This window comes from Rhodocytophaga aerolata, assembly GCF_030503435.1.
Classification (GTDB): Bacteria; Bacteroidota; Bacteroidia; order Cytophagales; family 172606-1; genus Rhodocytophaga; species Rhodocytophaga aerolata.
The window spans coordinates 37,674-61,720 of the sequence record NZ_JAUKPO010000015.1; the positions used below are offsets into that span (position 1 = coordinate 37,674).

A 24,047-nucleotide genomic window follows, 5' to 3' on the forward strand; every position below is an offset into this window, starting at 1 on the left:
CCTTCAATGAAAGCAATCGCAATAGATGATGAACCTATAGCCTTAGACATCGTAAAGTCGCATGCATCTAAGGTTCCCTTTCTGGAATTAAAGGCAGAATTTACCGATGCATTCAAAGCCCTGGATTATCTGCAAAGAGAAAGCATCGACTTGATTTTCCTCGATATTAAAATGCCTGATATTTCCGGTATTGATTTTTTTAACAGCTTACCTAAAAAGCCATTGCTCATATTTACTACTGCCTACACAGAGCATGCCGTTACCAGTTTCGAAATGGATGCAGTAGATTATTTGTTGAAGCCATTTTCGCTTTCGAGGTTCATCAAAGGCTGTAATAAGGCGTATGAGTTGTACAATGCCAGAAATGCCAGTCAGTCCTTAGACCATATCTATATCAAAACCGGCTACGAGCAGGTAAAGGTGTTGTATGAAGATATACTTTTTCTGGAGGCAACCGGAAATTATGTAACATTTGTGCTAAAAGACAAGAAAATACTTTCGCGAAGTACGTTTATTGAAGCCATAAATCTGGTTCCTACCGATAAATTTGTACGCGTTCATCGTTCCTACCTAGTCGCATTAAATAAAATTGATAAAGTAGAAAGGCATCAGCTAACGGTTCAATCAAGTAAAGTTCCTCTGAGTGAAGCCTACCGCCAGAATCTAACAGCCTTTTTAAGTTAACGATCCTCTTGCTTAGTAACGGAATTGAGATACACATAATTAGCAAGGATTAATCTCTCTTGCGTTGAATAACGCCATCTTACACATTTGAGTAGGCAGCAAACACTTGTCAGCATTTTCCTCCCGGTAAATTTTGCAAATCCCCTGTGCTCACCAAATGGCATTTTTGACGAACGTACTTTTGCTGGATAACTGGTCTGACAGTATCCCGCTTAACATATTGCCAAGGCCAGGCACTGAGTAAACCCATCAGGAAAAAACTATATAGAATCCAGAGTTTCATAGGATGACAAATTTTAGGTTGGTTAATAAAGTTTGAAACAGAACTGTTCCCCCGATATAAACTTCATGTCTATGAAAGGCAAGCTATCAGTAGAAGTAGACTGTATGGAGGAATACCATCAAGTGTATTATTCTTTTGTAAGAATAGTCAACATTTTACAGGGAATAAATTAAATGGGATGAATGACGGGAAAAAAGTGATCAATTAAGGAAGCGTACTATGAACCTAAAAAACCATGATAAAAATGGTATCTACCCGAATATTTTTCTACAAGAATTCTATTCAAAATAGCCATTAGCAGATCTTAAAGTTGCATAAAATTATCTGACCATACTTTCGTTATAGTATTGAAAAGTATTTTACTTTTTGTTTTTGTATAAAGGTATACATAAAAAAGCCCGGGTTTTGCCCGGGCTTTTTTTTAATGGTAGAATCAAGAATTCAGAAACCCACCTATAGAAGTATAGGTAGAGTTGCCTATAAATATTAATTCAGGTTTTGCTGCTTAGTGAGCAGAGTAATTTTTTTCCGGTTACCAGGATCAGCCTGAAAATTTGAACCAATCTTTACCAGCATCTGCCGGATATGATCATCAGTAAGTAAGTCTACTTCAATATTTCGTTTCCTGGGAGTAGTTAAAATTTGCTTTTCCTGAGATTCAGTCAATGCTATACGTTGGGATGTTTGTTGTAAATTCATTCTGCAAAAATACTTCACCTTCACCTAGCCATAAGCAAGGAAATTATACACTATCCTACCCATGTAAGAACTTCAGCTAATAACTCAGGTAAAATGAGCCTCTTTACTGGTTACCTCATTGCTTTCTCAGCAGACGGGCCAGAACAATCATTGACCTCCCTTCAAGTTCAACCAACATAGTTCCCTTCTTACTACGGATGCATTTTCCGTTTTTTCGTATAGCCCGGCAAAGTTTACCTTTCCAAGCCGTATCTGTCAGCTTATCTCCCAGATAAATATACATCGTATCCATTTGCTGCAAAATATACTATAGAGTGACTTAGTAAAAATGAAATAAAGGACAGTTCAAAACCAAGGGTTGTTGTCTATCTTCAAAATTCCCATGTAGAGTTGAGTTATTTTTCGTAAATTACTTATTTCATGACTATTCGCAGAGCATACTTCCAGTATGTCTCTGGCATTAACATTAAATGCTTTATGAAAGTGACAGCCTATTTTTTTGCTTCACTTCTGATATATCTGGCAGCTATTGTACTAATGGCTTGCCACCGGGAAAAAGAACAGAGTAAATCAACAGTTTCTACCCGCGATGAGCCGATCAGAGAAGAAGTAGGCGCGCTGCCTGAAACGTATATTTCTCCGGTAGACAACCCCAGTACTGCGGATAAAATAGCATTAGGACGGTTATTGTTCTATGATCCTATTTTGTCGGGCGGCAAGGATGTTGCCTGCGCTTCCTGCCATCATCCGGATTATGGGTATGCCGAGAGCCAGGAACTTTCCATTGGCGTAAATGGAACTGGTTTAGGAGAAATGCGGAAATTTAATCATCCCAACTCGATCCCATTTGCCAGGCGGAATGCCCATTCCCTGTTAAATACCGCCTATAATGGAATAGATGTGGAGGGAAACTATACGCCTGAAAAAGCGCCAATGTTCTGGGATTTGAGGGTTGAAAGCCTGGAGAAACAAGCCTTAGAACCTATAATTAATTTTGAAGAAATGCGTGGCCCATCGTATGAGACAGAGGTTACTTTAGACAGTATAGTTAACCGGATACAACAGATACCTGCGTATGAACTGTATTTTGCAAAGGTTTTTGGAGATTCCTCATCTATCAATGCAGTAAACATAGCAAAAGCCCTGGCTACGTTTCAACGGTCACTTACTGCCAATAATTCCCGTTTCGACCAATACATGCGGGGTGATCATAAAGCTATATCGTCGCTGGAAAAGGAAGGGTTTGCAGCCTTTATCCGGTCGGGGTGTGCCAAATGCCACAATGGTCCTATGTTCTCTGATTTTAAACTGCATGTGTTAGGGGTTGCCGATAACGAAAAGTTAACAATACCCGATACTGGCCCCAAGAACAGCTATGCTTTCCGTACACCCACCCTACGTAATTTACGGTATACCGACCCGTATATGCACAATGGTAAATTCAAAACCCTGCGCAGGGTGATGGAATTTTATGAGGATATGGCCAGTAAAGAGCCAGAAAATCCACAAGTCAGCCGCAAGCAACTAGATCCGCTTGCCAAACAGATGAAATTAAAATTTAAAGATTTTCAAGCCATAGAAGCCTTTCTCAATACATTGAATGACGATCAGTTTGACAGGACAATCCCAGAAAGTGTTCCCAGTGGCCTGCCTGTTGGAGGTAATATACATTAATTGAGAAAGGTGCATCTTATGAAGTTGATTAAGTACATTTACCTGTTCATTACCAACTGCCCCATTTTTTTACCTGTTTACCAACAAGAGTGAGGGTATTCATTTCAAATTTTACCTATTGGACTTTAACTTTATATTTTTTTCTTATTTTTATATATTCAAGAAGTGCTTTTTTACACAAAATCTATATACCCATACTCAACAACTCTCAGGAATTGAACCTCCTAATTTGAAACATTTATGAATTTTCCACGACTACTTATTTTATCCGCCATTGCCCTTGCGTTATATCAACCTGCCAACAGTTCCGTACCTGGCCCTGGCAAAGAGGTTGTACAATCGATGAAAGTAGCTCCTTTCGACCGTGACTACACATTGCAAGCAACCATGCTAGGTTACTTTGGTGAAGATGGCAAACGAAATCCGGTACTGAAAGCGAACAAAGGAGATCTGGTACGCATTAAAATTGTCAATGGCGAAACCATGACGCATGATATTGTCCTAGAGAAACTGGGTGTAAAAAGTAAAGTACTCGTACAAAAGGGAGATACGGCCAGTATCGTTTTTAAAGCTGCCCAGAATGATACGTACTTTTGTTCCATTCCAGGACATAGGGCTGCCGGCATGGTGGGTAAATTTGAGGTGGTAGAGGGTAACATTACCGAGGAAGCAGCTATTGTGGGTATACAACCCAAAAAGGCAGGCAAGCAACTGAACCTAGGATTTGAAACGGCTACCTTATCAGACTGGACAGCCACTGGCGATGCCTTTACTGATCCGCTGGTATCTGCTGACCCCTCGCCTATTCATGAAAAAGACATGCAGATTGGTTTTTCAGGCAAACAATTTGTAAGCAGCGGTGGCACTAAGAATTACAAAAAAACAGGCACCCTCACATCAGTACCCTTTCCTGTAACGCATCCTTTCTCCTCATTCAAAGTATCCGGTGGAGCCTTGCAAGACACACGGGTTGAACTGGTACGGGCTGATAATAATGAGGTGTTTTTTCAGATTACTGGTTCAGGACGGGCTACGCTTCAGCCTGTTGTGGTAGATGTAGCTGACTTACTCAACAAAGAAATGTTCATTCGGATAGTGGATAATGAAACCGGCATATCCCAGATACCTTATATTGGAGACGATACCTGGGCTCACATTAATTTTGATGATTTTCAGTTTCATGCAGAACGCCCCAATTTTCCAAACGAACTCAAGCAAAGTGATATTATCATTCTTCCGCCATTAGATCCCATTGTGCATTCAGGCTTGTCAGCTGAAGAAGCAGCCAAAAGCATGACTATGGAAAAAGGTTTCTCCGTGAGACTGGCGGCGGCAGAACCGGATGTTGTCCGTCCGATCAGCTTTACGATAGATGCCCGCGGTAGATTATGGGTTGCCGAAGCACATACCTATCCGGTGCGGGCGCCGGAAGGCCAGGGAAAAGACCGTATCTTAATTTTTGAAGATACGAATGGCGATGGAAAACTAGACAAACGGATTGTATTTACCGAAGGATTAAACCTGATTAGTGCAATTGAAGTGGGCATGGGTGGTGTCTGGCTGGGTTCAGCTCCTCACCTGCTGTTTATTCCAATTGACAAGTCTGGCGACAAACCTGCAGGTCCTCCGCAAATTCTGCTGGATGGTTGGGGATATGAAGATACGCATGAAATGCTGAATAACTTCCGCTGGGGACCAGATGGCTGGCTATATGGAACACATGGCGTTTTTACTCATTCAAACGTGGGCAAGCCAGGTACCCCGGACAATCAGCGGACTAAGCTGAATGCCGGTGTTTGGCGGTATCATCCCACTACCAAGAAATTTGAATTGTTTGCTGAAGGCACCAGCAATCCATGGGGTATCGATTTTAATGATTATGGACATCCGTTTATTACCGTATGTGTTATTCCGCATATGTTTCATGTGATTCAGGGAGCCAGATACCTGCGGCAGGCAGGGAATCATTTTAACCCCTATACCTACGAAGACATCAAAGAGATAGGCGACCATGTACATTGGGTAGGCGAACGCGGACCGCATGCCGGGAACTTCCGGTCTAACGCTAAAGGTGGCGGCCACGCACATGCCGGTGCCATGATTTATTTAGGCAGCGAAAAATGGCCGCAGCAATACCGCAATAGCATTTTTATGAACAATATTCATGGCAGCCGGGTAAATGTAGATTTGCTCACAAGAAAAGGCTCCGGCTACACAGCCAGCCATGATAAAGATTTTCTCTTAACGAATGACACCTGGTCGCAGTGGTTAAATTTCAGATACGACCCCAGTGGTTCTGTGTTTGCCATTGACTGGTACGATAAAAATCAGTGTCATAGTTCTAACCCAGATGTTCATCAGAAAACCATGGGCCGAATTTTTAAGATAAGCCACGAAACTGATCAGTGGGTGCAGGTAGATCTCCGCAAGGCGTCTGACATAGATTTAGTAAACTATCAGTTGCATAAAAATGAATGGTATGTGCGCAATGCCAGATTGATTTTGCAGGAACGTGGGCCAAACAAGAAAGTACATAAAGCGTTGAGAAATATCCTTACTACCAATCCGGATGTTTCCCGCAAGCTGCGTGCTTTATGGACATTACATGTTACAAAAGGATTAACTGAAAAAGACCTGCTCCCCTTACTGGATCACGAAAATGAGTATATGCGTAGCTGGGCTATCCAACTGCTGGCAGAAGATAAAAACCCTTCTGAAGCTGCCCTGGCCCGTTTTGCTCAGATGGCTAAAAATGACACCTCGACTATGGTACGCTTGTATTTAACTTCAGCCATACAGCGGATCTCTCCGGAGAAAAGATGGGCTACTGTAGAAGCCCTGCTTCAGCGCGAAGAAGATAAAGCAGATCACAATTTACCGCTGATGCTATGGTATGCCTTTGAACCAGCTGTCCCTACAGATATGCAACGGGCTGTAGACCTGGCTTTGTCAGCCAAAGTGCCCCACGTTTTACCTTTTACTATTCAACGGGTAGCAGCGGTAAATAATGCTGAATCTCAGAAAATTTTGCAAGTGCTGCAACAGCGGTTAGATAAAATGGATCATACAACGCAAAACCATGAACTTGCCGCTTTGCTAAAAAAAGTACTGGAGCCCAAACAGTAAACAAACAATAATAGGATAGCTAAAAAGTTTCGTATGTTCTTATAAATCAAAAAGCTTGTGTTTCTACTCACAGGCTTTTTGTTTGTAGGTACGCACGTGTTTTTATCACTTGTTTTCTGCAGCTACTTTATTGATATAATTCAGCAACGAATATTCTCCTTCCGCATCTCCCATCAGTTGCCAGATCATAATGCCAGAGGCCTGTTTTTTTGCTAACTGTACTTTTTTCTTTATAGTCTCCAACCCATTGTAATATAACATTTTTCCATCTGGCATTTTTAGCTCATCGGCCAGGTGAGATCCGGGATACGTTTGTGTAATTTCTTTAAAATTCATACTGATGGCAGCAGCTTTTCCGGAAAGATCATACCCATACCCATAAAAAGGCACACCCAAGGTCATTTTTTGTTTCGAAAGTTGCCTCTCCTTTCCAAAATAGGTCAAATCTTCCAGGGCATGTTCATAGGTGGCATGCGGACCGGGTTTATCCGGCCGCCAGGGCCCGGTCCGGTCATAACTCATCACATTGACAAAATCATAGGTGGCCAGGGCTTTATCTGATAATTGGTCTTTATAATAAACGGCAATAGCGGCAGTGATCAGCTTATTAGTAGTTCGCAGGGCAGCTGCCAGCTCTACAACAAAGGGTTCATAGTTTTCATCAATATCACTTCCTTCCAGATCAACGTCTACTCCATCTACGCCTTCCCGATTGGCCAAAGACACCAGGCTCTGAATAAAACTACTTCGTTTTTCGGGTTGCAACAATTGATGATACTGTGCTTGCTTGCTTCCTCCGCCAATTGAAAATAACACCTTTACCTCTCTAGCATGCGCTGCATCAATAAATGATCGAAGTCCTGTGAACTCTTGTGTAAAGTTGCCAAGCGAATCCGGATTGACAAACCAAAGATTAATGTGTGTCAGTTTATCAAACGGTACTTTCGTCAGATCAGCCGTTAATGCTGCTTTCAACGGATAATACCCCACAATTTTAAATCGGTCTTTGGCTGACTTTGTTTTTGTCTGAGCACTGGTTCTGTCAGAAAGGCTCATAAATACTAGCAGTAACAACCCTACCAGAAACCAAAACCCGGATACGCTACTTTGATAATTATTAGTTTTCTTCATCGGTACCTCACGTATTTTCTGTTAATAAATTATATGTTGTAAAAGCCTTTTTCCTTTCCTCTAGCCCACATTTCGGACTGTTCTGCAGAAATTTTATCATGGGATTACCTGATAGTCTATTTCCATAAATTCTGCTACCTCCACTAGCCACCTTTCCTTTACAAATGCCTGATGGCTGGGATGATTAGTATAGGCTTGGTAGCTGTGCTCATCAGCAAATTCCATAGATAAACCGAAGTCAAAAGCATTCTTTGGACTAATTTGTTTCAGGCATTCAAATTTCTCCACCCCCGGTATGGCTGCAAGCTTTTTTGCAGCGGTTAGAAAATCTTGTTCTTCTGCTGAATTTTTGGGATGTTTCACGGAAAAAACAACCGTATGCCGAATCTTAGCGTTATCTGATGAAACCATGAAATAGAGGTAGTTTTAGATTAAAAATAAACCGGATAGTTGTAAAAAGGTTGAAGCTGGCAAGAAGTACATCTATATTTCTATTGCAACCGGCCTAGCTGGGCATTATAATACTCGATGGTTTGCATCACAGAAGGCAGATTACTTGGTTGGTCTTCAGCATCGCGTTCTAGATAAATATGTCCGTTGAACTGCTGATTTTTTAACTCCTCAAATATGGCTGGAAAATCCACTACGCCAGTACCTACGGGCACATCTTTTAACTCAGGATTATTGAAGGCAGCTATATCTTTCAGATGCACGCTAATAATATGGCCTTTTAGTTTTTTTACTGCCTCCAGCGGATTAATTCCACTCTTTGGCCAATGGCCCAGGTCGGCACAGGCACCAAAATTCGGATGGTCTTTAATGGCTGCCAGCACTGAATCCGGATGCCAGTATTGGCTTACACCTTTCCAATGCTCATGAATGGCCACTTTCATTCCATATACACCAGCAAGGCTATCAATGCTATCCCACATAGAAGTTGGCGGCTCGGCTGTTACAAATTTTGCTCCTAACCCCTTGGCAATATCAAACTGTTTTTTCCAGGAGTTAACGGTAGAATCGCCAACGATGTAAACCGATTCAGCTTTCATGCCTTTTTGCCCGATGAGGTTCTTTAGTTTTTCGATGCCTGCCGGTGAAAGTTGTAGGATAAGTGAATCTTTTAACTCCGGGCCGGTTTTATGAAATGTATTCGGTTCAATATAAGTTAAACCGGCGCTATCTACTTTGGCTAACGCATCGGGGAAGTTAAAGGTGTGAAATGTCCACAAAGCTACACCAAATTTCCAGTCGTTGGTAACATTTGCTGAGGTGGCAGTTGTATCTGTTTGGTTGTCGGCATTATTTTTTTTGCTCTCACAGGCGGCCAATGCTGCCAGAAAAGTCAGGAATAGAAATACACGTTTTTTCATAATACAGGGCTGTAGGTTTAGTTACTAAACAATCAATATTGTATATTTTTTTGAGTAATCCATGATCCCTACCCAATAAAAATCCGCTCCTATAAGCGTTGCATTTTATCTTTTTAACTCAATACTGGTTGACAAGCAGGTGCTTTTAGAATAAACCTCTACAAATTTCATTTATACAACACGTAAAATGAGTAAATTAAGCTAACAAACCGGACATCCCTCAGAGCGTATGATAAGCAAAACTGGTTTTTGTACATGCTTCATTATCCTGCTGTTTCAGGGGATAGGCTATCCATGTTTTGCCCAGCATTCAACCGATAGCCTACTCACCGTACTGCAAGCCTATCCTCCGGATTCAACCCGGATTGATCTCTACATTGCTTTGCATAAAAACCTACTGGCAAATGATACCACGCAGGCTACCAGATATCTCAGCAAAGCCATTTCGATGAGTGAACAGATGAATGATAAGAAAAGAATCGCCCGTTCATATTTGCAATTAGCCCGTTATTTCGACAGGAAAGGCTTATTACCTGATGCCCAGAATTCCCTGGCAAAAGTGGCGCAACAACTGGTTTATGTGCACGATACGTCCATTGAAGCTCCTTTCTACATGATGCGGGGAATCATCAATTATTATGAAGGCGATTACAAAAAGGCGGTTAACGATTTGTGGGCGGCTCGCAGCCGCTATGAGCAATTAGGCGACTCGGCTACCGTTGCTTCTTGTTATCTGATTATTGGCGTGGCCTATCAGGAGTTAGAAAAGCTTGACAAAGCACTGGAATATTTTGAGAAGAGCCTGGAAATCTACAAGCAGGTGGGCGACAAAAAAGGCATAGCCATGGCATCTGGGAATATGGGGGTTGTGTTTAAGAAAAAGAAACAGTACGATAAAGCCCTTGAATACTATAATCAATCGTTGCGGGTACACCAAAAGTATGGCTATAGGGAAGAAGCCAGAATTGACCTGAGCAATATTGGAAATATTTATCTGGCCCAGAAAAAGTATGACGAAGCATTCGAAAATTATAAGATGGCTAAAGAAATAGCGGAAGATTTAGGTTCACAAATTGATATATTAAGCACAGCGTTTGACCTTGCCCTACTGGAATCCAAAGTTGGTAACTATCAGCAATCGGTACTTGCTTTTGAGCAGATTATTAAACAAGCTACTGACTTACAGTATAAGTATCTTATTAAAGAATCATATCTGGCTTTATCCGAAGTGTATCAGGAAAGTGGCAACTTTTCACAGGCGCTGAATTCCAGAAAGCATTATGAAGTCTGGAAAGACAGCTTGCTTAACGAAAATCATCTGAATGAAGTAAAAGAACTGGAATTAAAGTACCAGACCGCTGAAAAAGACAAGCAGATCAGTTTGCTGGCCAAAGAAAAGCAACTTCAGGAAAACGAGGCCCAGCGGCAGGCTACCCTGAAAAAAGCTTCCATCGGGGCAGGTATATTACTCTTTTTATTTGCTGGGGTACTGGTATATGCCTTAAAACAACGGTATAAGAACCGTCAGCTACTAACGGAAAAAGATGCCCAAATAAAAGAAATAACCTATAAACGGCAGATGAGTGAACTGGAAATGAAAGCACTCCAGGCGCAGATCAATCCGCATTTCTTCTTCAACTGCATGAACTCTATCAACCGCATGATCTTGCAAGGCGATACGGAAAATGCTTCTTTATACCTGGGTAAATTTTCCAGACTGGTGCGGCTGATCCTGGAAAATGCGGAAAGCTCCAAAGTAACGCTGCACAATGAACTAGCCTTACTGGAGTCATATATACAACTCGAAAGTTTGCGTTTCAAAGGCCGGATTTCATATAAAATCCACGTAGATGCGTCCATTGATCCTGATGACACCTATTTGCCTTCCATGATTTTGCAACCCTTTGTAGAGAATGCAATCTGGCATGGTTTGTTGCACAAGCCTGCTGAAGACCAGCAAGGGGTCATAGATATCTCAGTAAAAGAAGAAAACAACCGTTTGTATTGTATTATTGAAGATAATGGCATTGGCCGGGAAAAAGCCCGGGAACTGGATGAACAATCTGTTTTTAAAACCAAATCCCTGGGCATGAAAATTACCGAAGAACGGCTCCGGCTCCTCAGTAGACAACAGGTAGAGCACCTGATCAGCATTACCGACCTGAAAGACACGTTTAACCATGCCCTGGGAACCAGGGTAGAAATTAACATACCTGTAAGTTAACATGCTCCGCGTACTCATTATCGACGATGAAGCCGACGGCCGCAATGCCCTCCGGCTGGCATTGGAAAAATATTTTCCGGAAGTAACAGTACTAGGTATCTGTGAAACTCCTGAACAAGGGTTAGAAACGCTTAAACATAGCCAGCCGGATATTGTTTTTCTGGATGTACAGATGCCTCATATGTCGGGTTTTGACCTGCTTAAAGCTGTATCTCCTTTCCAGTTTGAAGTTATTTTTGTAACCGCTCACGACCGGTATGCCATCAAAGCTATCCGTTTCAGTGCCCTGGACTATCTGTTAAAACCAGTAGATATTGACGAGTTAAGGGTAGCGATTGAAAAAGCTAAATTCCGCCTGGAACAGAAAAATACGCACCATCAGTACCAGTCTGTGCTGCACAATATGGGCCATAAAGCTGGCAAAATTGAACGCTTAGCTATTCCTACCCAGGAAGGGATCGAATTCTATAATACGCAGGATATTATTTATTGCCAGGCAGATGGTAGTTATACCAGGCTCATCCTTACTCACAAGCAAAGCCAGCTGGTTTCCCGCAACCTGAAAGAGTTCGAAAGTTTGTTACAAGAATCTGGCTTTTGCCGGGTGCATCATGCCTACCTGATCAATTTGCAGCATGTACAGAAATACATCCGGGGAGAAGGCGGCTATGTTCTCATGACAGAACAACATTCGGTAGATGTTTCCCGGCGAAAAAAAGAAGAGTTTTTGCAGCTACTCCATACACTTTAGCACCCCTTCAGCAGACCTCCCAGCTGCCTCACCAGATATTTTCTTTCCCCAGCCAGTTGTAAACCCACCCCAGCCAGCGATACATCCGGCATAGCTATTTGTCTACTCCTCCCCTATCTTTTCTCAGGAATCTAGCAAGGTAGTTCATCGGAATTAACTCCCTATCCTCTAGCATGATTTACCACACGGGTACAGTTCCAGTAAACAAAACCAAAAGCCATTTCCCTATCCCTATTTTATTGCTATGAAAACAGTAAATTTTCTTACTAACCTCTTTTTTATCAGTTTATTAGCCGTGCTTTCTTTATCACGTTGTTCTTCACCTGAAGATACGGAACCCATAAAAGATACCACCCAGCAAGGCCATAAAGAGCCAACGGCATTGCAGGAAATATTAAAATTTGATAAGGCAACTAAAGTTTCCGGTGCTTTACCTGCGGTTGCCAATATATCTTTACTAAAAACAAATACACAAGATACTATATTTGCCCTGCCAGGAATAAAAATGCCCATCCGTATCTCTCATCCCAAGTCAACCATCTTAAAAGGCATCTATATAGCTGTGAAGCAAGGAACCTTTTATTATGACATCCCCATAGAAAGAGAAGAAGAAAGCGACACTGTATCGGTAATTTTACTGGAAGTTGATCCTGAAAAAGAAGACCAGACCTACCATATTCCGGCAGATATCATCCCCTATGACGATACCAAAACACCCCTGGATAAAATTGAGCGGATTATTACGGTAGAACCTGCTGCTGGAAATACTTGTGGGATATTAGTTGATAAGCCTACTACTCTGGGTGACACCAGTGGACTCTGGACGCCGGAATGGTTCTGGTTTGCCACCATGGTTTTTGGCCCCACCAACGAAATCAGCTTTTTAAATGCACCAGGGAATAATTTCATTACCAATACAACCTACGAAGGCTGCTGCGATCCCAACCGGCCTCAAGGGAAATGCCATCCGCTTAGCACAACCTTGAATGCTACGGCCCGGGCTACCATTGCTTATACCATAGAAAGTGAAACTTTCACCTTTTTTACCAACGGTACCTTCGCTAGGCAAACCCATGAGCGGAAACAAAATTTCAACCCGGAAACCACAGACTGGTGTAGTGGCACGGCTGGGTATACCTTAGATGATATAGTAGTTTCGTATTTCGGACAGCATGATTACCTGCCTGGTGATAAAACTATCTCCTATGGCACTACCTATGCTAGTTGCGATTTGTGTGGCTATGGTTCCAGAGGAGGTGATCTCAAGCACACATGCCACCTGTTGATTATTTCCCGCCAAACAGAAGCTTCCAAAGAAATAAGAATATATGTACGGAACCCTGTTAGTATATGGTATGAGTAAATTTTGGTTAAACCTTTATATGGTATACCTGCTCAGTATTGGTTTAGCCAACATAAATCTGGCTTTCCGGATCAACCGGTGAATATACTTAAGCTTTTCTAAAACAGGTTGGGTAAATATTTCTGGTAGAATATCCATTAGTCCCATTGCCCGGTTCACTTCATTTACTTTAATTCCTATCTGCAAATAGTTAGCTATCATGGTATCAAAGTTTTTGCTGCCTTGCTCTTCCGAGTCGTAGGTTAACAGGTAGGCATTCTCAGCGGTGTTCAGCACACTGACCATATCCAGATAGGCTCCCCATGTTTCGGCAAAGTCCTCCCAGGGATGCATGGTGGCATAAGCACTTATATACTGCTCCCACCAGGCAGGCTTAGGGCCATTTTTATAATATTGATTCAAGGCTTCGCTATAGGTGGGGTTTTTATGGTCGCCAAAAAGTGAGATAAATGCTTCTTCGTCTCTATTCTGTACCAGCAACTGCCAGTAATAATGGCCTATTTCGTGCCGGAAATGGCCAATCAGTGTACGGTGCGTCTCGCCCATATTTACCCGAAGCTTTTCACGTTCTACGGAATCTGCTTCCCGGATATTTATGGTTATTTTTCCGTTGGCATGTCCGGTATATACTTTTTCTCCTCCCCCTGTATTACGCCATGCTCTGCTGGAAGGCTCTATATCTGCTTTAAAATCAAAAGACAAGGGCAATTCAAACCCTTCTGCTTTAGTTCCATACGGTAGTTTAAGCAAATCAAGCGTAAACAATAAACGCCGTTTGGCTACTTCCAGCTGGTACCATTTCGCCAGGTTTCCTTCCACCGAAAGGTCTGGAATCGTTTCATTAAAGCGGCAATAGTCGCATAATTTATCATGGGTAGCAATTGTTTGTTCTGCCTGTTGAACGGCGATCATCCGGTTGCATACATCGTGTACAGCATAATTATGGCATTTCATCAGATGTGCCTGGCAGTCACTGTTGGCGCAGGTATAGGTACCATCTCCATGCGGTAGCAAAGCATGGATTCCTTTACAAACCGGGCACCAGCCCACTTCCCGCAGGCAAACCAGGCACTGGGAGTTCTCAAAGAACAAGGTGTTTCCACAGAAACAGGTATAGATATTCATTGGGTTATTTATCAGAAAAAGGCATGGAACAATTTGAGTACAAATCCGGTAAACAAACGGTAAGCAACAGATTTTGTTTAGTTTAAGTTGCTATAGCCGGGCTACTGTTACTGAAAGATAACATACTTTTGCCTGCACGCGTATGCGCCGTATACCTACCTTCAGCATGAAAAAGCTATTACTCCTTCTGATCGGCCTATGTTTCCATTTGCCGGGCATCGCCTGCGTTACCTGTAACAAACAGATTCAGGAAACTATTTTCGACAGCACGTTTTATCCAAATTTAGTTACTATGCTATCGGCGTTCATCGTGCTGGGCTTGCTAGTGGCCTTACTGGCCTTTGTCTCTACTCGCAGGCACCGGCTGCAGGTAGCCGCAAATCCCTCCGGAAATATTCTTAATCCTGTACCTTTAACCTCGGCTGCCACCGTGCTCGGGATTGGCCTGGGCGGGTTTATAGATGGAATAGTGCTGCACCAGATTTTGCAATGGCACGAAATGCTCTCCAACAAACTGCCACCCACTACGCTTGTTACTAAAAGTGTAAATATGTTCTGGGATGGTATATTTCATGCATTCACGTTGCTGGTGGTAGGGGTTGGCATTGTGCTGCTCTGGCGGCTTTTGTTCAGGAAAGATATCAGCCGTTCGGGTAACTTGCTCGCTGGTGGAATACTTCTGGGTTGGGGATTGTTCAATATTGTAGAAGGCATTATTGACCATCACCTGCTGAAACTTCACAATGTGCGGGAAATTACCGAAAACACAGCTGCCTGGAATTATGGATTTCTTGGCTTATCCCTTCTGCTGATAATAGCAGGATTGGCTTTGACAGGTAGGGAAAGAAAGGTAGAGAGCCTTGGTTGATAAGTTGATCTATTGGAGAAAAATCTACTCTTCCAAAATACCAAAAAGTTGGTTTTCTGTTAAAGTCACTACTTGCGTGTTTTCTTCGCCGACTTCCAAAGTCAAACTATTGTTTGAATTCCAATTCACTGCTTTACAAAATGCATAGTCATTATCTAGTTTAGCTAGAAACGAACCTAAGTTTTTTGTGTGTAAAGGCACTATTTCAGGATTTGTTAAATCAGCGATTGTAACAGTAGGGCAATTCATCATATCTTGTCCATTGATAAATAAAAGGTTATTTGACCGATTGTATTGCATACCCGAGATATACCAGAACTCACTAATACATTCTTGTTTGTCTATTATGCATTTATCAGCAAATGTATGAGCTTTGTTTTTTGTGATGTTAAAAATGGTAAACTGTAGTAAATCAGCACCACACATTAAATATTCACTGGAATTGGAATGGCAGAAATAATAATGGAAGGGATTTCCGAATACATTTTTATACTGATATAATATTTTATCCCAGCGGTTTAGTACAATAATCAACTGACAGCTAACAGAGCAACCCACTTTTTCCGATATGGTATAGGTATGATTGAAATAATCTATGACAACCTTATAATTTCCCGATAAAGCGATTAATTCTTGATGAGTGAAAAATGCTTTACTAAATATGTAATCGAATTGGCTTACATATTTCATGTAAGCTATACTATTTGCAATATTTACTCTTTCAGGCATATAGTAAACATCTTCATTCAACTTATTATAAACTCAGGGATACATTCTTCAAAAGAAACCAATTACCTCAAAATAAAATACAAAGCCACCAGGAAAACCACCAGCAACATAGCTACCCGTTCAATGTCGGCCCAGGCCGTTTTTTCCTGTTTATAAACTACACGGTAATAGGCCCAGTACGTAAATAGGATAATTGAGGCAATAATGGCAAGAATCATAGAGAGTGGAGAAGTTACCCTTAACGGGTACTAAATGTACTAACGTTGGCCTGACCTGAAAATTATCCTTCCATGGTACGCAGAGAACCATGTTGTACCCACTCTACCGCTTCCATACGTTCGTGCACATCAAAATACCGGACTTCTCCCCGTTTTACAATGTCTGCCAGTTTAGTAATCCAGGCCTGCCAGGATTTTTCGCCTACCATGGCAACTTTGCTGTAACGGTTTGCAAAGGCAATATCAAAAAGGGCATTGTCCAGGAAGCTATCCAGCTGCCAGCCATCAAAAGACAGCATTTCAAAGTACACCCGCACGTCCCCATACTGCTCAACTACTTCCCGGACCATGGCTTTGAACTGGGCAGTTTCTTCGGTAGTAAGTGTATCTGTTACCCGCAAAGCTATTAAATTATCCCGAGTCATTGGGAGCAGTTGCATGTTTGTCATTCCTGTGTACAATTGTTGAAGTATGTCTATTGTACGGATGAACAGCCGGTAAGTTGGTAGAAAAGGCTGGAAAAAACAGGTACGCGAAAGATAGTATTCAGCCCTTTTCCTGAAACCTTCCTCACACAATTATTGGCATGGGGTCTCCTTCAAAACCATGTTATCAGAAAAAGTTATCGCTTTTTTATTCGTAAACACCATTTTCCCGTTTTGCTCTTTTACATCTCCATAGCCTTCCACTAAGGTATTTTGCCGTTTCAGCATGGCAATTTCCCTGACAGACGTACTACCCTCCGACTGAAAGGTATAATCGGCATACAGCGTATCGCCACTCATTTGCCCTTCGAAGGTGCCGGTGTTGTTATCTTTCTCAAACAGGCTGTAAACCAGCTGTCCCTTTACCTGGGTGCCAGTGGTGGTTAGCTGGATGCGTACACTATCTTTCCCGCTTACATATTTGTAGCAGGTCGTCTGGCCGGAAGTATTATCCACCGGTTCAGGAGCAGTAGTCACGGAGGTAGTATCTTCGTTTATCTGGCTGCCAGAAGTAGGTTGAGAATCACATCCCACACAAAACAGGCTGAGCATGAGAAAATAGAAAAAAGATTTCAGAATTGCGTTCATTGTTTATAAGATTAAGAAAGGAATACCTGTACTATACAGCTGTTATAGTTTATTTGGGATCGGTAAAGTTTTGCACCGTATATAAAATACCTAAGCCCAGTCCCTGACTAAGCTGTACCTTCGTGTCCTGATCCCGGTCGTAAAGCAAAATACCTGTCAGATTCACACTAATATACCTGCCAACTTTTGCCGTTATAGTCGTGCTTAGCCGGTGATCTATCGCATTCAGGGCCAGTGTTTGGTAGTTGGCATAGAGCTGATAATTGGCTTTCAGGTTAAGATTTTCAGATAAATCCCGCTCTAGATCTGCCTGCACCATGGCCGCCAGCCATTCGGTACGCACGCTTTCTCCCACTGGTACGCCATACCGCTGGTTAACGCCTACGGCATCGTCGAAAAGGAAAGTAAAACGGGGTGCAAACGGGCTCAGACGTAAAGAGAACCAAGGTTCTGGTTTGTATTCAAAGCCAATGGCAAAGGTGAGAAAAGCCGGCGCCATCAGATTAGAGATCAGGGAGTCGCTGCCTGCTGCATCTGTATCATAAATATAGCCTGGTGCGAACTGTGTTATAAAATTTCCGGAAAAAAAGCCATTCCAGTGGCCGCTGAGCTTATAGCCTACTTTGGAGTCCAGAAAAATACGGTCGAGGCTTTTACGCATGCCTTGCCCGGCATTCTTAATCATGCCGTATTGCAGTTCGGTGGTATTATCCCAGGAAGTTCTGTCGCGCAGATAATTGGCTTTGGCATTTAAAAAAAGGCTTAAAGCAATGGAATTAACCCCTCCGGCCTTCCAGTTGCTGCTAAACGATGATTGATTAATATTGGCACCAGTAGATAAGGATTTGCGCCAGTAAGTCGTATCTGTTTGAGCGCTAACTGTACTCAGCCAACAAATACCTAGGCATAGTAATAAAAATGATCTGATCATACGTTTGAAAGTTTAGTATAACAATGCTTGAAGGTGACGAAATTCAATAAAGGTAGTAACTGCCAGTAAAGGGATAAATATGTATGGATATTATGCAAGCCAGGCGGCTGAATATTATCTGTTTGTTGAGTTAGCAGGGAAATTCAGCACGAAATATAATCCTGCCAGTATTCATTTACAATGTTTTCCTTAATTATTTCGCGTAGCGCAGTAATTGCCCCAAAGCCACCAGAAAAGGATTTTTTCAGCTAATCATCCTGTATAACCAACTAGCACCTGTATTGTTCGTATAGTTTATTGGTTTCTTACATATAGCCACGTAACTTTCGTAAAATTTCATTTTTTCATGCAACAGGTAACTAATCTCATCTTGTCAGCATCTTTATTTGGTACACAGGAAATGTTCAGAGCCCAGCTAGATGCCTATACCTCAAAGCTGAAGGTGTCACCCTTTGCTAAACTAGACAATTGCAGGCAGGGAGGAGATAATTGCCTGCGGGCTGATCTGTTTGTGGCAGCGTTTACCGACTTGGATCTACGGGCATTTATTGAATTCTTTTTATCGCTGCACTATGCCTATCAGGGACAAGACCAGAAAAAGACCCTGCAAGTATTTATTAAACGTCCGAAAGATGAGTTTTTTTTAGTATTCACTCAGGAGACTATAGCCGAATGGGACTTTACAGCCTAATATAGATAGGAAGAGACTGTTACACATGGCTAAGTAAAATTCGCAAAGTGCGTATACGAATACGGAAAATCGCCTGTTAGCGTAAGGCATTTTTGCTATTCTTACCAAACAGCTATGCGGCTGTACACTGTTCTGTATTTTCACTCTCTTCTTATGAAATCACTCGTTCACGGAGCTATAGTTTGCCTTTGCATCTGTTTTTTTTCCTGCACCACCAATGCCCCCAACCAGCAGGTCACGCATGTGCAGCCGGTGCATCAGGATACGCTCTATTCCCAGGACTTTAGTATTCAATACAATCTAACAGAGGAAGCTACACTGAAAAAAGTGCTTTGCGACCGCAATGGCCGGATTTCAATTTTATCAACGGCAGGTTTACGTACAACCCATGCTGGCGCTTTTCTCTATCCTGGTTCGCTGGTGCCGGAGGTTTCCTACAGGCCGCTACAAGACAGAAAGATTACCGGGCTTACGCTGTATGAAGAGCAACTGGTGTATTTGGATGATAAAGCCCTGTTGAGTAATGCCTGGGCAGGAAAGCTTTATATCAACCATAGCCTTCCCGGTGCTACGTTAGTTGCACCCGGAGAAGATTTTTCTTTTCTCCTATCAGATGGTCATACTGTTCAGTACCTTACCCAGAAGCAGGTACTCTGGCAGGGCAACATTCCCGGACCTGTAATAGATATAGTATTCGACAAAACCCGGAATACTTTCTGGCTGTTAACAGAAAAATCACTTGTTACTTTTTCTGTGGCCAAACAAACCCTGGACACAGTTTTTGAAGGAGAAGACTTTACCTGTTTCACCCTGGCTACAGCCACCCATGAAATAATTGTTGGCTCAAGCAATGGGTTTCTACGAATTGATGCTTCATCCTATCAGCAGAAAGGTGAAAAGCAAACAAAGCTTCCCTGGACACACATTACCTCCGTACAGGAAATAGACAACCTCCTCTGGTTTGGCTCTGAGAAAGGTGCCTTTCAGCTTCTACCGGACGGAAAATATAGCTACTATGCTTCAAAACGCTGGCTTCCCTCCGATAAAGTCATCCATATTGCCAAGGGTCACCAGGGAAGTGTACTCATACTAACAGATAAAGGCCTGGGAGAAATACACTTCCGCGATATGACATTACACGATAAGGCTCTTTATTTTGAACAACAGGTACGTAAACGCCATATCCGCAATGGATTTAACGCCACCATCGCAGGGATGACACCTGGTAATGTAAGCACAGGTTATCTGGAAGATTCCGATAACGATGGGTTATGGACAGCGATGTATCTGGGTTCGCAGGTTTTCAGGTATGCTGTGACTAAGTCCGAAGACGCCTTGCAGAATTGCCGTGAATCATTGGATGCTATGGAGCGGCTCTACACCATAAATCCGGTGGCAGGGTTTCCTTCCAGGTCGTTTGAGAGGCGGGGGTATGCCCTGCATGATAAAGCCAGATGGCGGCCGGCAGACGATCCTCAATGGGACTGGAAATCTACGACAAGTAGCGACGAAGCCATCGGGCATGTTTTTGCTTTAAGCGCCATGGCCGAACTCTTAGAAGATCAGGAGTTAAGAAGGAAGGCCATTACCTTACTAGATACCCTGATGCAACATGTGGTTTCTCATGATTTTTACCTCATTGACTGGGATGGCAAACCTACGCAGTGGGGAAAATGGCACCCGGATTATGTAAATGCCCGGCCCAAAATGGTGGGAGACCGCAAACTGAACTCATCCAATATTATTGCTATGCTCCAAACGGCCTATCATTTCACCAGAAAAGAGATATACAAAGAAAAAGCCTTTGAACTTATGCATGAGCATGGCTACCTGGACAACCTGAAGCGGCCAATCAAAGAAATTGGTATGGCTCCCGAATCTGCCGATGAGTTAAGTAAAAATCTATCGGAAGCCTGGAATCACTCCGACGATGAAATGTATTTTTTGGGTTATTGGGGCCTTTACCGCTATGCATTTAACGATTCACTGAAAATGATGTATAAAGAGGCAATTTTAGATCACTGGGAAGCGGAACGGCCAGAAAAAGAAGGTGCCTGGAATATATTCACCGCCATTACTGGTGTATCAAATTTTGACCTGAATGAAGCCGTCTGGTATTTGCAGCAGTATCCCCTGGATATGAGAACCTGGCAAATAACCAACAGCCAGCGGAAAGATATTGACTTACTTGCTCCCAATTTTCGACAGCAAACCACCCAAGAAGTACTCCCGCCGGACGAATTACCTATTAACCGCCACAATGCTAACCGCTTCCAACTAGATGGAGGTGACCAGGGTACAGCCGAATACAGTGCCGGAGATATATGGCTTCTGCCCTACTGGATGGGAAGATATCTGGGCGTTATCAGCGCCCCTAAGGCTTCGGAAAGTGCTACTGAAAATTTAAAAGACAAAGAATTGCTTTCTGATTTGTAAAAACTCAAGCTTATTTGGCAGTATAAGTACTATCTATGCGAGCGTATTTTTATATAGTTATTATTCCAAAGAGTTCTAATACAAGGTGATACCTGAAAACATCATTTTATATTTGCTACAGCACATCAGCGACCATCAAAAAGGGATGATTGACAAATGGGGAACTTCTTAGTAAACGCAGTTTATACTTCTACCTGTTTTTCCTTGCCTTTATTGGCCAGAACAGAAGCCAGAAAACCAACCACAAAAATGATCAGGGTACCAAGTACAATGGTCAGGTAGCCGTGAAATGGGCTTGCAAATTGCTTAAGAGGCTCCTCAGTAAAAATAACCGGAGAAAGGCTTAGCCAAAGAATTGCCACGATTCCAGCGACCATACCTGCAATTGCCCCTTTCTGGGAAATTTGCTTAACAAATGCTGCCAGTAAAAATAAACCCAGCATGCCGCCACTGAACACCGAAGCAAGTTTCCACCAGGCATCCAGGGCACTTTTTACATTGATCAGCGCAATGCCAATTACAATCCCTAACAGGCTGACTACTACAGAAGTCAGATACAATACACGGATGGCTTGCTGGTCGGTAACCTTGCTTTTTTTATACCGCTTATAATAATCTGTCAGCACCACAGTAGCTGAACTATTGATGCTGGTAGAAATGGTACTCATGCCTGCCGCAAAAATAGAAGCGATCAAGAGCCCGGTAAACCCGGCAGGTAGTTTGTGTACGATGAAATACGGAAAAACCCGGTCGCTCATAGCTTTATTGCGCAGGTCGGCAGGTAATTGCTCCGGCAAGGCTGTATAATAGGCATACAAAGCCGTTCCGATTATAAAAAAAAGCAGGGAGACCGGTATGTATAATAAACCACCCCAGAAAGCAGACCGTTTAGCCTCTCCTTCCGTGCGGGAAGCCATGTAGCGCTGCACATAATTCTGGTCTATGCCATAGTTCTGCAGGTTGATAAATATCCCATAGATCAGCACCACCCAAAACGTAGATTCAGACACATGCAAACTAAAACTTCCGAGACTGAATTTATCCTGTTGGGAGGCAATCTCAAACACAGCAGATGGCCCACCTGGAATGGTTACCAGAATATAAGCCAGGCAGAACAAAGCCCCAGAAATCAACACAATCCCTTGAATGGCATCCGTCCAGATTACCCCTTGAATACCTCCAAGCAAGGAATATACCATTACCAACAGGCCAGTAATACAAATGATAGTCATAATATCCCATCCGAACATACTGTTCACCGGGAGGGCAAGCAGATACAAGATGGTACCCATCCGCATTACCTGAGTAAGCAGGTAGCAGGCGGATACATAAATACGAGCCCATGGCCCGAAACGGTATTCCAGAAACGTATAGGCTGATGGACTATTTACTTTCCGGTAGAGTGGTACAAAAAACTTTACGGCGATGTAGGAGGCCACAGGCAGCGACAAACTGAACACAAAAGCATTCCAGTTGCTTTGAAAAGCATTTCCTGGCAGGGCAATAAAACTGATGCTGCTGACAAACGTAGCAAAAATGGACATGCCGACTACCCATGTTGGAAAATTGTTTGTGCCCAGTGTAAAGGCTTCAGAAGATTTATTTTTGCTGTAAAACGAACTCCCAAACAGGGTGATTCCCAGCATATATCCCAGAAAAACAACTAAATCCAGTGTATTCAACCGTATACTTATTATAGATTATGGATGGATGACTTTGGGTTAAGCACTAAATTTATCGTGTGCCTACTAGCCAGTGTGTGGAACATATCAAATAAGGCATCAAACCGGAGTTTATCTGCCTGAGTCATGGATTCAGTTGGAATACGGGAATTAGCAGCAATTCGCAAGCCTCTTTTTTGCAGGAAAAGCTTGGCTGAATACGGATAAAAAGTATGCACCAGCTTATCCATCACCAATAACATGGAGTAAAGTTGATTTAACTCGGGAGTTCTGCCAGAATGTTGGAAGCGCTTTAGCAGGTATGTAAAAAGCTCCGGATAAAAATTAGCTGAAATGGGAGAAACTCCCCGGGCACCAGCTTCCAGCGAATCCAGGGCAGTAGGGGTATCGGCATTGTACAAACCAAAGCTGCTTCCTTGGGTTGCTTGTATTTTTTTTTGCAGCGAACCTATATGACAGCTGGTATCTTTATGATAAACAAAGCGGCCTGTATCTGCCAGCCACTTCATCAGTTCAGCGCTTACCAGTCGTTTATACGGCATAGGGCATTCGTACAACCCTAAGGGAATACCTTCCGTTCTGGAAATAATTTCTTCAATCCGGCTTTTCAGCACATCTTCCTCTTCGTCATTTCTGGCTAAAATGCCGGTAATCAGCACAACAGCCGAAGCTCCGGTATCGTAAATCCGTTTGATAAAATCTATATTGGCTGGCATGTACTCGCTGAAGGTTCCGGTACTCACCACAGGCACCCTTCCATTACTTTGCTTCGCCACGGTTCGTGTAATGGTCAGCCGCTCTTCGGCCGTTAGCTGGTACATTTCACTGGACAAACAATTGGTAAATAAGCCATTGGCTCCCGCTTCCAGATAAAAATCAGTCAATTCCTGCAAGCCTCTCAAATCTAGTTCATTGGTTTCCTTTAACGGAGTAAGCATCACAGGCCATAGTCCTGGTGGTAATAAGTTAATTGTTTCCATAGGTTGCAA

21 protein-coding genes are annotated in these 24,047 nt (G+C 42.7%); 9 read left to right on the plus strand and 12 right to left on the minus strand.

Annotated features, from left to right (window positions below; all coding sequences use genetic code 11):
- Nucleotides 1-6: 6 nt before the first annotated feature.
- The gene (locus Q0590_RS21890; protein WP_302039747.1) at nt 7-684 is read left to right on the plus strand and encodes a LytR/AlgR family response regulator transcription factor; all 678 of its coding nucleotides are present in this window, start codon (nt 7-9) and stop codon (nt 682-684) included.
- A 769-nt stretch (nt 685-1,453) separates the two neighbouring features.
- On the opposite strand, the gene Q0590_RS21895 is transcribed toward Q0590_RS21890, so the two are convergent.
- On the minus strand, nt 1,454-1,666 hold the full coding sequence (locus tag Q0590_RS21895; protein ID WP_302039748.1) for a hypothetical protein: 213 nt from the start codon (nt 1,664-1,666) through the stop codon (nt 1,454-1,456).
- Nucleotides 1,667-2,086: 420 nt separating this feature from the next.
- Between Q0590_RS21895 and Q0590_RS21900 the strand changes: the two genes are divergently transcribed.
- Nucleotides 2,087-3,340 (plus strand): cytochrome-c peroxidase, encoded by a 1,254-nt coding sequence (locus tag Q0590_RS21900; RefSeq protein WP_302039749.1) that lies wholly within the window; start codon nt 2,087-2,089, stop codon nt 3,338-3,340.
- A 240-nt stretch (nt 3,341-3,580) separates the two neighbouring features.
- A complete protein-coding gene (locus Q0590_RS21905; RefSeq protein ID WP_302039750.1) occupies nt 3,581-6,466 on the plus strand; it encodes a PVC-type heme-binding CxxCH protein in 2,886 nt (961 codons plus the stop codon).
- Between the two features lie 105 nt (nt 6,467-6,571).
- On the opposite strand, the gene Q0590_RS21910 is transcribed toward Q0590_RS21905, so the two are convergent.
- The 3 genes from Q0590_RS21910 to Q0590_RS21920 form a co-directional block, all read right to left on the minus strand.
- The gene (locus Q0590_RS21910) at nt 6,572-7,597 is read right to left on the minus strand and encodes a glycosyl hydrolase family 18 protein (protein WP_302039751.1); all 1,026 of its coding nucleotides are present in this window, start codon (nt 7,595-7,597) and stop codon (nt 6,572-6,574) included.
- Nucleotides 7,598-7,693: 96 nt separating this feature from the next.
- Complete coding sequence (locus tag Q0590_RS21915; protein WP_302039752.1) at nt 7,694-8,008, minus strand: Dabb family protein; 315 nt, start codon at nt 8,006-8,008, stop codon at nt 7,694-7,696.
- A gap of 80 nt (nt 8,009-8,088) precedes the next feature.
- Complete coding sequence (locus Q0590_RS21920; RefSeq protein WP_302039753.1) at nt 8,089-8,967, minus strand: sugar phosphate isomerase/epimerase family protein; 879 nt, start codon at nt 8,965-8,967, stop codon at nt 8,089-8,091.
- A 229-nt stretch (nt 8,968-9,196) separates the two neighbouring features.
- Here Q0590_RS21920 and Q0590_RS21925 point away from each other — a divergent pair, with 229 nt between their 5' ends.
- The 3 genes from Q0590_RS21925 to Q0590_RS21935 all read left to right on the plus strand — a co-directional run bounded on the left by Q0590_RS21925 (nt 9,197) and on the right by Q0590_RS21935 (nt 13,305).
- Nucleotides 9,197-11,191, plus strand: a complete 1,995-nt coding sequence (locus Q0590_RS21925) for a tetratricopeptide repeat protein (RefSeq protein WP_302039754.1) — start codon at nt 9,197-9,199, stop codon at nt 11,189-11,191.
- A 1-nt stretch (nt 11,192) separates the two neighbouring features.
- The gene (locus tag Q0590_RS21930) at nt 11,193-11,942 is read left to right on the plus strand and encodes a LytR/AlgR family response regulator transcription factor (RefSeq protein WP_302039755.1); all 750 of its coding nucleotides are present in this window, start codon (nt 11,193-11,195) and stop codon (nt 11,940-11,942) included.
- Between the two features lie 244 nt (nt 11,943-12,186).
- The gene (locus Q0590_RS21935; RefSeq protein ID WP_302039756.1) at nt 12,187-13,305 is read left to right on the plus strand and encodes a hypothetical protein; all 1,119 of its coding nucleotides are present in this window, start codon (nt 12,187-12,189) and stop codon (nt 13,303-13,305) included.
- Nucleotides 13,306-13,320: 15 nt separating this feature from the next.
- On the opposite strand, the gene Q0590_RS21940 is transcribed toward Q0590_RS21935, so the two are convergent.
- Nucleotides 13,321-14,430, minus strand: a complete 1,110-nt coding sequence (locus tag Q0590_RS21940) for a zinc-binding metallopeptidase family protein (RefSeq protein ID WP_302039757.1) — start codon at nt 14,428-14,430, stop codon at nt 13,321-13,323.
- Nucleotides 14,431-14,596: 166 nt separating this feature from the next.
- On the opposite strand from Q0590_RS21940, the gene Q0590_RS21945 reads away from it, so the two are divergent.
- Nucleotides 14,597-15,298: a DUF2243 domain-containing protein gene (locus Q0590_RS21945; protein WP_302039758.1), complete on the plus strand. Its 702-nt coding sequence runs from the start codon at nt 14,597-14,599 to the stop codon at nt 15,296-15,298.
- Between the two features lie 24 nt (nt 15,299-15,322).
- On the opposite strand, the gene Q0590_RS21950 is transcribed toward Q0590_RS21945, so the two are convergent.
- From Q0590_RS21950 to Q0590_RS21970, 5 genes are all read right to left on the minus strand, one after another.
- Nucleotides 15,323-16,027 carry a hypothetical protein gene (locus Q0590_RS21950; protein ID WP_302039759.1) on the minus strand — a complete coding sequence of 235 codons (705 nt, stop codon included), beginning with the start codon at nt 16,025-16,027 and terminating at the stop codon, nt 15,323-15,325.
- Between the two features lie 62 nt (nt 16,028-16,089).
- On the minus strand, nt 16,090-16,245 hold the full coding sequence (locus Q0590_RS21955) for a hypothetical protein (RefSeq protein WP_302039760.1): 156 nt from the start codon (nt 16,243-16,245) through the stop codon (nt 16,090-16,092).
- 62 nt (nt 16,246-16,307) lie between these two features.
- Entirely contained in the window at nt 16,308-16,685 is a 378-nt protein-coding gene (locus Q0590_RS21960) for a SpoIIAA family protein (protein WP_302039761.1), read from the minus strand.
- Nucleotides 16,686-16,823: 138 nt separating this feature from the next.
- A complete protein-coding gene (locus Q0590_RS21965) occupies nt 16,824-17,318 on the minus strand; it encodes a hypothetical protein (protein ID WP_302039762.1) in 495 nt (164 codons plus the stop codon).
- Between the two features lie 49 nt (nt 17,319-17,367).
- Nucleotides 17,368-18,249, minus strand: a complete 882-nt coding sequence (locus Q0590_RS21970) for a DUF3078 domain-containing protein (RefSeq protein ID WP_302039763.1) — start codon at nt 18,247-18,249, stop codon at nt 17,368-17,370.
- Nucleotides 18,250-18,619: 370 nt separating this feature from the next.
- Between Q0590_RS21970 and Q0590_RS21975 the strand changes: the two genes are divergently transcribed.
- Together Q0590_RS21975 and Q0590_RS21980 are read left to right on the plus strand one after the other, a co-directional pair.
- Nucleotides 18,620-18,940, plus strand: coding sequence for a hypothetical protein (locus Q0590_RS21975; protein ID WP_302039764.1), 321 nt, complete (start codon nt 18,620-18,622; stop codon nt 18,938-18,940).
- Between the two features lie 153 nt (nt 18,941-19,093).
- Nucleotides 19,094-21,376 (plus strand): ligand-binding sensor domain-containing protein, encoded by a 2,283-nt coding sequence (locus tag Q0590_RS21980; RefSeq protein WP_302039765.1) that lies wholly within the window; start codon nt 19,094-19,096, stop codon nt 21,374-21,376.
- Between the two features lie 182 nt (nt 21,377-21,558).
- Here Q0590_RS21980 and Q0590_RS21985 read toward each other — a convergent pair whose 3' ends face one another.
- Nucleotides 21,559-23,058, minus strand: coding sequence for a sodium:solute symporter family protein (locus Q0590_RS21985; RefSeq protein WP_366970488.1), 1,500 nt, complete (start codon nt 23,056-23,058; stop codon nt 21,559-21,561).
- An 11-nt stretch (nt 23,059-23,069) separates the two neighbouring features.
- Nucleotides 23,070-24,038: a dihydrodipicolinate synthase family protein gene (locus tag Q0590_RS21990; RefSeq protein WP_302039766.1), complete on the minus strand. Its 969-nt coding sequence runs from the start codon at nt 24,036-24,038 to the stop codon at nt 23,070-23,072.
- Between the last annotated feature and the right edge of the window lie 9 nt (nt 24,039-24,047).

Excerpts from the sequence above, each read along its gene's own strand:
- Q0590_RS21930 (WP_302039755.1), top strand. The coding sequence starts at position 11,193 with ATGCTCCGCGTACTCATTATCGACGATGAAGCCGACGGCCGCAATGCC.
- Q0590_RS21955 (WP_302039760.1), bottom strand. The coding sequence starts at position 16,245 with ATGATTCTTGCCATTATTGCCTCAATTATCCTATTTACGTACTGGGCC.
- Q0590_RS21920 (WP_302039753.1), bottom strand. The coding sequence starts at position 8,967 with ATGAAAAAACGTGTATTTCTATTCCTGACTTTTCTGGCAGCATTGGCC.
- Q0590_RS21890 (WP_302039747.1), top strand. The coding sequence starts at position 7 with ATGAAAGCAATCGCAATAGATGATGAACCTATAGCCTTAGACATCGTA.
- Q0590_RS21895 (WP_302039748.1), bottom strand. The coding sequence starts at position 1,666 with ATGAATTTACAACAAACATCCCAACGTATAGCATTGACTGAATCTCAG.
- Q0590_RS21950 (WP_302039759.1), bottom strand. The coding sequence starts at position 16,027 with ATGCCTGAAAGAGTAAATATTGCAAATAGTATAGCTTACATGAAATAT.
- Q0590_RS21990 (WP_302039766.1), bottom strand. The coding sequence starts at position 24,038 with ATGGAAACAATTAACTTATTACCACCAGGACTATGGCCTGTGATGCTT.
- Q0590_RS21965 (WP_302039762.1), bottom strand. The coding sequence starts at position 17,318 with ATGAACGCAATTCTGAAATCTTTTTTCTATTTTCTCATGCTCAGCCTG.
- Q0590_RS21935 (WP_302039756.1), top strand. The coding sequence starts at position 12,187 with ATGAAAACAGTAAATTTTCTTACTAACCTCTTTTTTATCAGTTTATTA.
- Q0590_RS21970 (WP_302039763.1), bottom strand. The coding sequence starts at position 18,249 with ATGATCAGATCATTTTTATTACTATGCCTAGGTATTTGTTGGCTGAGT.
- Q0590_RS21980 (WP_302039765.1), top strand. The coding sequence starts at position 19,094 with ATGAAATCACTCGTTCACGGAGCTATAGTTTGCCTTTGCATCTGTTTT.
- Q0590_RS21905 (WP_302039750.1), top strand. The coding sequence starts at position 3,581 with ATGAATTTTCCACGACTACTTATTTTATCCGCCATTGCCCTTGCGTTA.
- Q0590_RS21960 (WP_302039761.1), bottom strand. The coding sequence starts at position 16,685 with ATGCAACTGCTCCCAATGACTCGGGATAATTTAATAGCTTTGCGGGTA.
- Q0590_RS21900 (WP_302039749.1), top strand. The coding sequence starts at position 2,087 with ATGACTATTCGCAGAGCATACTTCCAGTATGTCTCTGGCATTAACATT.
- Q0590_RS21910 (WP_302039751.1), bottom strand. The coding sequence starts at position 7,597 with ATGAAGAAAACTAATAATTATCAAAGTAGCGTATCCGGGTTTTGGTTT.
- Q0590_RS21945 (WP_302039758.1), top strand. The coding sequence starts at position 14,597 with ATGAAAAAGCTATTACTCCTTCTGATCGGCCTATGTTTCCATTTGCCG.
- Q0590_RS21915 (WP_302039752.1), bottom strand. The coding sequence starts at position 8,008 with ATGGTTTCATCAGATAACGCTAAGATTCGGCATACGGTTGTTTTTTCC.
- Q0590_RS21925 (WP_302039754.1), top strand. The coding sequence starts at position 9,197 with ATGATAAGCAAAACTGGTTTTTGTACATGCTTCATTATCCTGCTGTTT.
- Q0590_RS21940 (WP_302039757.1), bottom strand. The coding sequence starts at position 14,430 with ATGAATATCTATACCTGTTTCTGTGGAAACACCTTGTTCTTTGAGAAC.